Below are 9,959 nucleotides of genomic sequence, written 5' to 3' on the forward strand. Positions count from 1 at the left end.
CTATCTCCGTTTCTTATGACGCTTTTTCACAGGCTCCACACAGCGGACCGCAAGAACGATCAGGACCACTCCCACTGCCAGCTGGAGCAATATGCTGATAGGGATCCAATGCTCCATCACAAAGCCGGAGGACTCCATCCCGAACCGGCCACAGATCTCGAACATCGGTGAATTGCTCCCTGTCTGTCTGCTTATGATCGCAAAAAATGTCACCGCCGGATTCAAAAGGAACAGATAGAACACTCCTCCGGAGGAGGGTGTCGCCATCTTCTCCCCCAGCGCATACATGACGGCTGTCTGGTTCAGGCTCATTGCCGAGAGGGACAGGGCAAACTTGTTGATAAAATACGTTCCGGCAGCCACAGCGATCATCACCCCATATGTAACTACGGTTGAAACAGTGGAGCGTTTCAGCATGGCGGAAAAACAGATGCCCACGCTCCCGGCAAAAAAGGCCACCGTAATATAACACAGGAAAAGGGATATGGCATCCAGCCAGGTGATCCCCCCATACACAAACACCATAGCCACCGCGGGCATTCCTGACAGGATCAGGAGAAGCAGTGTACTTAAGGAACTTAAAAGCTTTCCCATGACTACCTGAAATGCCGTCATCTGTGTTGTCAGCATCAGCTCCAGCGTCTGCCGCTCCCTCTCGCTGCTGATGCTGGCAGCCGTCACAGCAGGTACAATGAGCATCAGCAGGATAAACTCAATCGTAGTGACAAATTCATACATATCCATGAAACTGCTGTATTGGATCACTGCACTTGCCTTTACCTGCTTCACCACAGAATACATATTGAGCAGCGATACCATGGAAAGAATGCCGTTAAAAAGCAGCAGGATCATAGGCAGGCGGATGCTCCTTGAGCTCACCCGCATTTCACGGTTATAGACCGGATTCCGCATCATAGGACGTCACCACCCTTTCCTCTTCATGATCTGTCAGCTGCATAAACACAGACTCAAGACTTCCCTTCTCTCTTATAAAGCCATTGACCAGCACATCGCCGTCGATCAGCTGCTGGAGCAGAAGGGCCTCGTCCTGGGCATCGCCCAAAAAGCGCACGCTGATATCCTGCTCCCTCAAGGAAATGGTCTGGACAGCAGGATGGCTCTTTAAAATTGCCAGAGCCTTTTCCATATTGCTGTAAACGGATATTACCAGGGGGTTGGAGGTATTGACCCTGGACAGGATATGGTCAATATTTCCCTCCAGAACCATACGCCCCTGATCAATGATCCCGATATCCGTACACATCTCCGACAGCTCTGACAGCACATGGGAGCTTATGATGATGGTCTTCCCGGCTTCCCTCAGATCCTTTAAGATCTCCTTGAACTCAAATCTCGTCCTGGGATCCAGGCCGGAGGTGGGCTCATCCAATATCAGAAGGGAGGGATCATGAATCAGTGCTCTGGCAAGGCAAAGCCTCTGCTTCATTCCCCTGGACAGGCCATCCACATAAAAATCCAGCTTATCCTCCAGCCCCACCTGCTCCAAAAGGGCCGTATACCGCTTCCTGGCCACCAGCCCGTCCAGACGGTAGCAGGAAGCAAAAAACTCCATGTATTCCGACACTGTCAGGTTATCATACACGCCGAAAAAATCCGGCACATATCCGATCATGGCTTTAAACTTCCTGATATCCTGCAGAGCATCATTGCCGTCAACCAACACAGCACCTTCATCTGCAGCGAGCAGGCCGGTCATGATCTTGATCGTTGTCGTCTTCCCTGCTCCGTTGGGCCCCACAAATCCATAGAGGGCACCCGTATCCACCCTCATGTCCAGGCCGCTTAAGGCATGATATTTTCCATATATCTTATGTAATCCTCTGATCTCCAGCATCATTTGCTCCTTCCTGTCACAGTGAGCACAGGCAGCACGATATTCCAGGTATAATCCCCCGCTGTGTCATAGATATATTTCACTGTCAGGGTATTACCGGGAGACAGGTAGGGCTCCAGCTTCTCCCTGCTGTACTCTGCTACGGAAATATCCACCGAATCATAATTTCCTGTATTATAATTGTAAAAATACATGCCGCCCTCAAAGGGAACTGTATAATAATACCGAAGGTTCTCCTTTACCTCCTCGCTGGGCCAGATGAGATCCAGCTTATCCACTTCCATGTCATTTCCCAGATAATATTCCAGGATCACCGGAGTCAGCCCGTAGATCGTGTTATTAGCTGCATAATAATCCCCTGACAGCACATGAGGCTGCTTCTGCATCGCTGTCCTGTAAATATATCCGTCCCTCTCATAATCCACATCAATAGAGGAGGTGAGCAGCGTACAGCCGTATGTCTCATATACAGGCTTTTTGAGGAACTGAGTCTCCTCCTTATCCCTGCCAAATCCGACTACCTGCGCCTCTGTGTGGTAGGCGGACAGATACCGCTCAATATAGAAAGATAAAAGATTCGTCCTCTCCAGCGCCTCCACATAGGCCTTGTCGCTGATATCCCCATTCTGACGGTATCTGGAGGCTCCCGTGATCTGGGCGGCCATAGCATATCCAAAATTGGCGGCTCCATACATTGGCTTGATATCTGCCAGATCCACTGTCTCTCCCGGCTCCATGCTGCCGACCAGTATGATCTGATTGTACAAAAGGACTGCCACATCCTCCACTGCCTGTCCGAAATTGTTGGTGAGGGTCCCTGTGACCTCCCCCTCAAAGGCATTCACTGTCCCGGTAAAGCCTTCCTCTCCGGAATGATCCTGGTGGCGCTCCAGACGGAAATATTTGGAATGAAATGCACCGATGCTGTCAGCTGTGATCCGCGTACAGTCCTCCCCATAGCGGATCGCAACAGAGGGCTCTTCCTCTCCCGTAAACCACGGCAGAGCCATCCCGTTATAATAAAGGCTTCCTGTGATCGGATACATGGTGTAGGAAGGATCGATCTCTACGGAATAGGGCCTGTTGTAAGGCGCTCTCATATTGATGTAAGTGGTCTCCTCCACTCCTTTAGAGTCTCCATCCCGTATGGTCGCATAGGTGAAAAAGGGCCCTGTGAACCTTGTGGAGGTTCCCATGAGAAGTACCATGCCTGTACAGCAGATGGATAACAATGCCACTACCGGCTGATAATACCGGCTCAGTTCCCTCTGCTTTAAGAAGAAATAGAGCCCCGGCCCTGCCAATCCCACATAGGCCAATGCCAGGATCACATACAGCTCCACCCTTGGAAGCTTGTTGACATCCCCTGTATTGATCAGGCCCTGAACCGCCCAGAACTGGCTGGACGTACTGCTGTCCACTGCGCTTAAAAGCTGGTTTATCTTATCTTCTCCCAGCAGTGTGGTAAACAGCCGGTCAATATATGAGCGGTTTTCCTGGCAGAATTCCTCGATATCCTTAAAGTCATAGATGGCCACTGCCGCCATGCCGTTTCCCACTGTCACACCGGAGAGAACAGACAGAGCGTCGCTGGAAAAGAACTCGCTTCCTCCCTTTACTGAGACCTCTGTGCAGGTAAGGGGGATGGTGGCTCCCTCCGGCCCGTCCACCGCGTATTCCACCCCCATGTTGACTTCATAGAGCCCCGGCTGAGGTACAGGATATTCCAAAAGCTGTGAGCTGAAAGCCCTAAGGGTATCGCTGCCCCTTTCGCCTGTTCCCAAAAGCAGAAGGCCTCCATCCTGCACCCACTCCCATACAGCCTCTGTCTGCTGGCCGGACAGCTTTCCCGTGTCAAAATTGGTAATAAGCAGCACATCCAGCTGATCCAAGCCCAGCTCTGTCGCCGGAAGGGTCTCCGGGGTCATCTCAATGGTTCTTGTGCGGAGCGTGCTGTAATTAATTCCTGCATTATTAAAATATGTAAGCCTGTCCGGGGTATCACTTAAGACTCCGATAAACAGCTCTGCCATATCCACATTCAGGTTCAGCTTCAGACGCTTCCTGAGGATTTCCTTTCCCGACTCATCCACCACGCCCAGATACATCTGATCCACCTTAGGCCCCAGAGAAATGCTGACGGACTTAACGCTCCTGCCTGAGGCAGGGATCTCGATGGGGTATTCATACTGGTATGTATCGTACTCCACCTGGCCGGAATAGCCTCTGAAGTCAGGCTCCATGGCCTTTACACAGAGGCTGCCTTTAAATTCCTCCTCCGTATGGTTGTCAATGGTGATCGAAAGAGGAAGAAAACGGCCGCTTTTCGCCGTATTCTGATATCCGTATGTGACATCCAGAGACAATGGCCCCTCTGTCAGGCTTTCCCCTGCATCTGCCTCCCGGACTTCGTTTATCCCGTCCGCCTCTTCTCCAAAAGCTGCAAGAGGCACTGACAATGACAGTACCATGGCAAAAAGGGTGCCTTTCAGCGCCCTTCTCATATTAAATTTCTTCATTCTGTTCTCCCTGCACATCCTGGTGTACGAATCCCGGATGTGTCAACTGATCGTTCCGAAATTTTCCTGATTAATATCAAAATGAACCTTCAGTTTTACGGTAAATACCGTGCCGTTCAGATCACTGGCAACGCTGATGGCTCCGCCGTGCATATCCACGATCTCCTTTGCGATCGCAAGGCCCAGCCCTGTGCCTCCTGTGCTGCTGGAGCGCGACTGCTCCACCCGGTAAAACTTATTAAAAATCAGGGGCAGCTCATCGGGGGGGATCACATAGCCGTAATTGGTCACGGATACGGTTACAATCTCCTCTCCTCCATGCACCTTTACCAATACCCGCTTGCCGTCTGCTCCGTATTTGATCGCATTTCCAATGAGATTATCAAAAAGACGGGCAAGAAGATTGCCGTCTGCATTGATCACCTTTGCCGGCACATTGCTCTGAAGATCATAGGAAAGGCCCTTCTCCACAAAGTTTGGGTAGGCCTCCTCCAAAAGCTGGCTTAAAAGCTTTACAATATCAAGCTGCCCCACATGCATGGCGATCTTTCCGTAATTCAGCTTTGTAAATCCAAACAGGTCCTCTATCAGCTTTTCTAACCGTCTGGCTTTTCCATATGCAATTTCTATGTATTTGTGCTGCATCTCCGGTGCAATGGTACAGTTGCCGGCCAGAAGCTCCAAATACCCGATAATAGAGGTGAGAGGTGTCCGCAGATCATGGGCCACATTGGTGATAAGCTCATTTTTCGTCCGCTCGGATTCCCTCTCCTTGTCCATAAGATTGCGGATATCCTCTGCCATCTTGTTTAAATTGGCTGCCATGCCGGAAAACTCGTCATCTCCGATCACATCTACGGTCGTATTTAAGTTTCCCTGGGAAATGCTCTCAACTGCATCGGATATGCGGCTGATATAGCGTATGTAGGGCTCCTGGAGTATCATAAAGGTAACGGCAAAGAGCAGAAGCCCTGATATCACATAGACCAGCACCACTGCCACAGAGTTCTCTAAGACTGCCTCCACAAACAGGTTCAGCCTCCCTGATCCCTCCAGATACCTGGCGATCATCGTGAGGTTCGTCACCAGGAAAACCTCCACCAGGCAGGAAATGATGGCGCTGTATACAATATTCGTCAGCACTCTGGTGCGGTAACGGCGGCTCATATCACTTTTCAATTTTGTATCCTACTCCCCACACAGTTGTGATGATCTTATTCTGCCTGGTATCTTCCTTCATCTTTCCTCTTAAACGCCTGATATGTACCATGACCGTATTGTTGGCCTCATAGACTTTTTCATTCCAAACCTTCTCAAAAATCTCATCCGTACTGAATACCTTGCCGGGATTGGATGCCAGCAAATATAAGATATCAAATTCGATCGGGGTCAGCTTGATCTCCTCATCCTCCACAATGACCTTGTGATTATCCTTGTTGATCGTCATCCCCTTGATGGTGATCTCATTGCCTGCCTTTTCTCTGGCGGCGCTGTTGGGATTGAGCTGTGTATAACGGCGCAGCTGGGATTTGACCCTGGCTGTGAGCTCCAGCGGATTAAAGGGCTTTACCACATAGTCATCTGCCCCTGTCCCCAGTCCCAGTATCTTGTCTAAGTCTGTGGATTTGGCGCTCAGCATGATAATGGGGATATTGTTCGTCTCCCTGATCTTTTTGCACATTTCCAGGCCGTTCATCCCCGGCATCATGATGTCAAGGAGCACCAGGTGGATATCCTCCTTTCCGAGGATCTCCAGGCCTCCTGCCGCATTCTCCGCCTTAAAAACCTTATAGCCATCGCTGACAAGGTAGATTTCTATTAAGTCCGCAATCTCTTTCTCATCATCTACAACCAGAATATTAATATCGGGCATGATTTCCCCTCCTCTTACGTTCATTTCATATTTATTCTAACATAATATATGAACCTTTTCCTTACTTTTTTCTTGAAAAAATGTGGGAATTTCTGTTACAAGCGCATATTTTCTCCTAAATTTCATATTCTGTCTCAGGCATTTATGCAAATTATGTAAAAAATTGCTATAAATCTCTTTTTTTTGCAAATCTTTGTGTTCCGTCACAATAGTAAAAAAATGGAACTATGCTATAATGAATTTTATAAAAATTTTATTTTTTTAAGGAGGTGAATGCGATAAAGATCACAACAATTATGGACAACCTGTCCAGTGCTCACAAGGCCCTGCACTCAGAACACGGCCTGTGCTTCTGCATTGAAACAGAGGGCAGACGCATCCTCTTTGATTTCGGAGCAGGCATCCACGCGCTGGAAAATGCCCGAAAGCTGAACATCCGCCCTGAGGAGATGGATTACGCCGTGGGAAGCCATGGGCACTATGACCATGCAGGGGGATATCCCTTTTTTGCAGAGTCCGGACTGACCTGCCCCCTTGTGACAGGCCCTGGCTTTTTTACGGAAAAGTATGCCCTGGAGGGGATCAGGGCTACCTATCTGGGCACCGGCTTCGGACCTCATTATCTGGAGGAGAAGGGGATCTCCTGCCTGGAAGCTGCCCCCGTCCTTCAGCTGACAAAAAACTGCTGGGCGCTGGGAGGCTTTGAGAGGAAATGGGCCTTTGAGACCATTCCGGAGCGCTTCGTCCTCCGCACAGGAGACCGCTTTTCCCCTGATCTGTTTGAGGACGAGATCTGCCTGGCAGTGGAGGAGAAGGGAAGCCTTATTGTCATCCTCGGATGCAGCCATCCCGGCATCCTCAACATCCTTGAGCACGTTCAGAATTATTTTAAAAAGCCCATCCGGGCCGTGGTCGGCGGAACCCACCTGGTAGAGGCAGGCCGGGAGCGCATTGAAAAGACCATATCTGTCATGAAGGGGATGGGAATCAGCCTCATCGGCTTCAACCACTGCTCCGGCCCCCTTCTCATAGAGATGATGAAGGAGGAAACGGAACTGAATACCGTATATCTCGGAGCAGGCGACTGTCTGTTTTTGTAACCACACACATAAGAGAGGTATCTTCCATGCTAGAATTTTCTAATCTGACCCAGGACTTTGTGGAAGCCACTTCTGCTTTGGTAGGAGGACGGACCATCAATATCATGGACCGGAATGCCATCATTATCGCCTCTACGGAAAAGGACCGCATAGGCAGCTTCCATCAGGGGGCGGCCGAGGTCATCGCCACAGGAAGGCCTGTCCTCATTGAACGAAAGGCCCTCTCACAATACCCCGGAGCCAAAGAGGGCTACAATATGCCCATCTTTCTGAAGGATGAGCTGATCGGCGTGGTGGGGATCTTCGGGTGTCCCAGCGAGGTAAAGGATGTGGCAAACCTGCTGCGGGTATATGTGACCCAGCAGTTTTCCCTCCAATCCATGGCTCAGAGGCAGAATGTGGAGACTGAGGTCCGCAGCCAGCTTTTAAGGCTTCTTCTCTTAGGAGATACCGGACAGCTTGAGGCCATTTCCCAGCTTTCCGTCCTGCTTTCACTTCAGCTTGCCTATCCCGTCCGGGTCATTATTTTGAGAGCGCCGGAGGGCGAGTCTCCCCAGGAGCATCTGATCCGCTTTTCCCAGATGTTCCAGAACCTGCTGTGGCAGGGAGCCTTAGACCGCAGGCACGATGTATTCGGGATCCAGGAAAATGATTATGTGATCATACGCAGTCAGGGGGGCGAAGCGTCAAAGGAGCAGTCTGCTATACAGAAGATCGCAGAAACTGCCAGCCACGAAAAGGGCTGCCGCGTGGCGGTCAGCAGCATTTGCAGCCGTCTTGAAGCCATTCCTGGGGGAATGAAGGAGGCCAATGCCCTCCTTGCTGTGAGCAATGAGCCCTTCTGCTGCATTGACGACACCGAATTCAGGATACGGTATCTGATGTACAAATCACTGATACACGGCGGGGAGCCCCAGGCCCAGGAGCTGTATCACAGGCTCTGCTCCAGCCAGGATGAACAGCAGGCCCGGATCCTTCTGACAACAGCTCACATTTATTATCAGGTAAATGGAAGCGTGCAGAAGGCTTCCCAGCGGCTCCACATTCACAAAAATACGCTGCTTTACAGGATGAAGCGCCTCTACAGCCTTTTAGGGCTGGAGGGGGAGACGCCTTTTGCAAGGGAATTCTTCATCCGCCTGATCCTTTTGTACCATCCGGCAGAGCAGGTATAACTATCATACTAGGAGGTATGTTTTTATGTCAGGTATATTTATTTTTGCAGTTATCTTTCTGGCAGTCATCTGCATGGTGATCGCCATTTCCAAATTTAACCAGCATCCGTTTATCGTGCTGACCGTTGTGGCCATCGCAGTAGGCCTTGTGTGCGGCATTCCAACGGAGGAGGTCATCAATACGGTCAAGAGCGGCTTTGGAAATATCCTTGCCAGTATCGGTATCGTTATCCTCTGCGGAACCATCATAGGAACCATACTTGAGAAGACAGGTGCCGCCCTGACCATGGCCAATACCATCTTAAAGCTGGTTGGCAGAAAGAACAGTGTGCTCACCATGGCGATCACCGGCTACATCACAGGTATCCCTGTATTCTGTGACTCCGGCTTCGTCATCTTAAGCCCCATTTCCAGGGCTCTGGCAAGCCAGAGCAACGTATCACTGGCTGTCATGGCAACCGCCCTTTCCGGAGGCTTATATGCCACCCACTGTCTGGTTCCCCCCACACCCGGCCCCATCGCCATGGCCGGCACTCTGGAGGCAGACCTGGGTCTTACCATTCTGGTGGGCCTTCTCATCTCCATTCCGGCAACTGCAGCTGCCCTTTTCTATGCGAAGAAGGTTTCCTCCAAGATCGATATCCCGGCAAACCCTGAGTACACAGTGGATGAGCTGCTCCAGAAATACGGCAAGCTTCCCGGCGCTCTGCACAGCTTCTCCCCCATCCTGCTTCCTATTATCCTGATCGCGTTAAAGTCCATAGGAGACTTCCCCAGCGCCCCCTTTGGAGACGGCCCTGTGAAGATGTTCTTCTCCTTTGTCGGCAATCCGGTGATCGCCCTGATATTAGGCGTGTTCCTGTCCATGACGTTGATCCCTGCCAATGAGAAGAAAAATGCTCTTTCCTGGATCACAGAGGGCGTAACCAACTCTGCCGGGATCCTGGCCATCACAGGCGCAGGCGGCTCCTTTGGCGCTATCCTCCAGAAGCTGCCCATCGCAGATGCCTTGAGCGCATCCCTGCTCGGCTTGGGCGTAGGTGTATTCCTGCCTTTCCTTATTGCAGCCCTCCTGAAGACAGCAATGGGCGCCTCCACCGTGGCTATGATCACCACCTCCGCTATGATGGCTCCCCTGATGCCCGCCCTGGGCTTCACCTCCAGTCTGGCAAAGGTCCTGGTCATCATGGCCATCGGAGCCGGCTCCATGACCGTATCCCATGCAAACGACTCCTACTTCTGGGTCGTATCCCAGTTCTCCGACATGGAGACAAAGGATGCCTATACCTGCCAGACCGGCATGACCGGAGTCATGGGCATCACGACCATTATTATCGTGTTTATCCTGTCCCTGATATTGATCTAGATCATATAGGGCTTTGAATCGAGTAGGAGGCGGTGATTAACCGCCGTCCTCTCATACCACCGTGCGTACCG

General features: G+C 50.9%; 8 protein-coding genes. 3 read left to right on the plus strand and 5 right to left on the minus strand.

Annotated elements, in window-relative coordinates; translation table 11 throughout:
* The 5 genes from LIZ87_RS10720 to LIZ87_RS10740 are packed head-to-tail and all read right to left on the minus strand — an operon-like array spanning nt 1 to nt 6,247.
* Nucleotides 1-915, minus strand: a complete 915-nt coding sequence (locus LIZ87_RS10720) for an ABC transporter permease (RefSeq protein ID WP_178316981.1) — start codon at nt 913-915, stop codon at nt 1-3.
* Nucleotides 893-1,855, minus strand: coding sequence for an ABC transporter ATP-binding protein (locus LIZ87_RS10725; RefSeq protein ID WP_178316985.1), 963 nt, complete (start codon nt 1,853-1,855; stop codon nt 893-895). Before LIZ87_RS10725 ends, LIZ87_RS10720 begins: the two co-directional genes overlap by 23 nt.
* Entirely contained in the window at nt 1,855-4,374 is a 2,520-nt protein-coding gene (locus LIZ87_RS10730; protein ID WP_227146919.1) for a hypothetical protein, read from the minus strand. The genes LIZ87_RS10725 and LIZ87_RS10730 overlap by 1 nt, the downstream gene beginning before the upstream one ends.
* Nucleotides 4,375-4,416: 42 nt before the next feature.
* Nucleotides 4,417-5,553 carry a sensor histidine kinase gene (locus LIZ87_RS10735; RefSeq protein WP_178316983.1) on the minus strand — a complete coding sequence of 379 codons (1,137 nt, stop codon included), beginning with the start codon at nt 5,551-5,553 and terminating at the stop codon, nt 4,417-4,419.
* Nucleotides 5,543-6,247, minus strand: coding sequence for a response regulator transcription factor (locus LIZ87_RS10740; RefSeq protein WP_178316984.1), 705 nt, complete (start codon nt 6,245-6,247; stop codon nt 5,543-5,545). The genes LIZ87_RS10735 and LIZ87_RS10740 overlap by 11 nt, the downstream gene beginning before the upstream one ends.
* Before the next feature lie 269 nt (nt 6,248-6,516).
* On the opposite strand from LIZ87_RS10740, the gene LIZ87_RS10745 reads away from it, so the two are divergent.
* The 3 genes from LIZ87_RS10745 to LIZ87_RS10755 are packed head-to-tail and all read left to right on the plus strand — an operon-like array spanning nt 6,517 to nt 9,888.
* Nucleotides 6,517-7,347: an MBL fold metallo-hydrolase gene (locus LIZ87_RS10745; RefSeq protein WP_227146922.1), complete on the plus strand. Its 831-nt coding sequence runs from the start codon at nt 6,517-6,519 to the stop codon at nt 7,345-7,347.
* Nucleotides 7,348-7,373: 26 nt separating this feature from the next.
* Nucleotides 7,374-8,522, plus strand: a complete 1,149-nt coding sequence (locus LIZ87_RS10750; RefSeq protein WP_178313560.1) for a CdaR family transcriptional regulator — start codon at nt 7,374-7,376, stop codon at nt 8,520-8,522.
* 25 nt (nt 8,523-8,547) lie between these two features.
* A complete protein-coding gene (locus LIZ87_RS10755; RefSeq protein ID WP_178313558.1) occupies nt 8,548-9,888 on the plus strand; it encodes a GntP family permease in 1,341 nt (446 codons plus the stop codon).
* The last annotated feature ends 71 nt before the right edge of the window (nt 9,889-9,959 follow it).

Origin of the sequence: Lacrimispora sp. 210928-DFI.3.58 (assembly GCF_020554865.1) — a bacterium.
In the GTDB taxonomy this organism is placed as follows: Bacteria; Bacillota; Clostridia; order Lachnospirales; family Lachnospiraceae; genus Enterocloster.

Bases quoted from the DNA above. Each gene is read 5' to 3' on its own strand.
- LIZ87_RS10720 (WP_178316981.1), bottom strand. From the start codon at position 915: ATGATGCGGAATCCGGTCTATAACCGTGAAATGCGGGTGAGCTCAAGG.
- LIZ87_RS10725 (WP_178316985.1), bottom strand. From the start codon at position 1,855: ATGCTGGAGATCAGAGGATTACATAAGATATATGGAAAATATCATGCC.
- LIZ87_RS10730 (WP_227146919.1), bottom strand. From the start codon at position 4,374: ATGAAGAAATTTAATATGAGAAGGGCGCTGAAAGGCACCCTTTTTGCC.
- LIZ87_RS10740 (WP_178316984.1), bottom strand. From the start codon at position 6,247: ATGCCCGATATTAATATTCTGGTTGTAGATGATGAGAAAGAGATTGCG.
- LIZ87_RS10750 (WP_178313560.1), top strand. From the start codon at position 7,374: ATGCTAGAATTTTCTAATCTGACCCAGGACTTTGTGGAAGCCACTTCT.
- LIZ87_RS10755 (WP_178313558.1), top strand. From the start codon at position 8,548: ATGTCAGGTATATTTATTTTTGCAGTTATCTTTCTGGCAGTCATCTGC.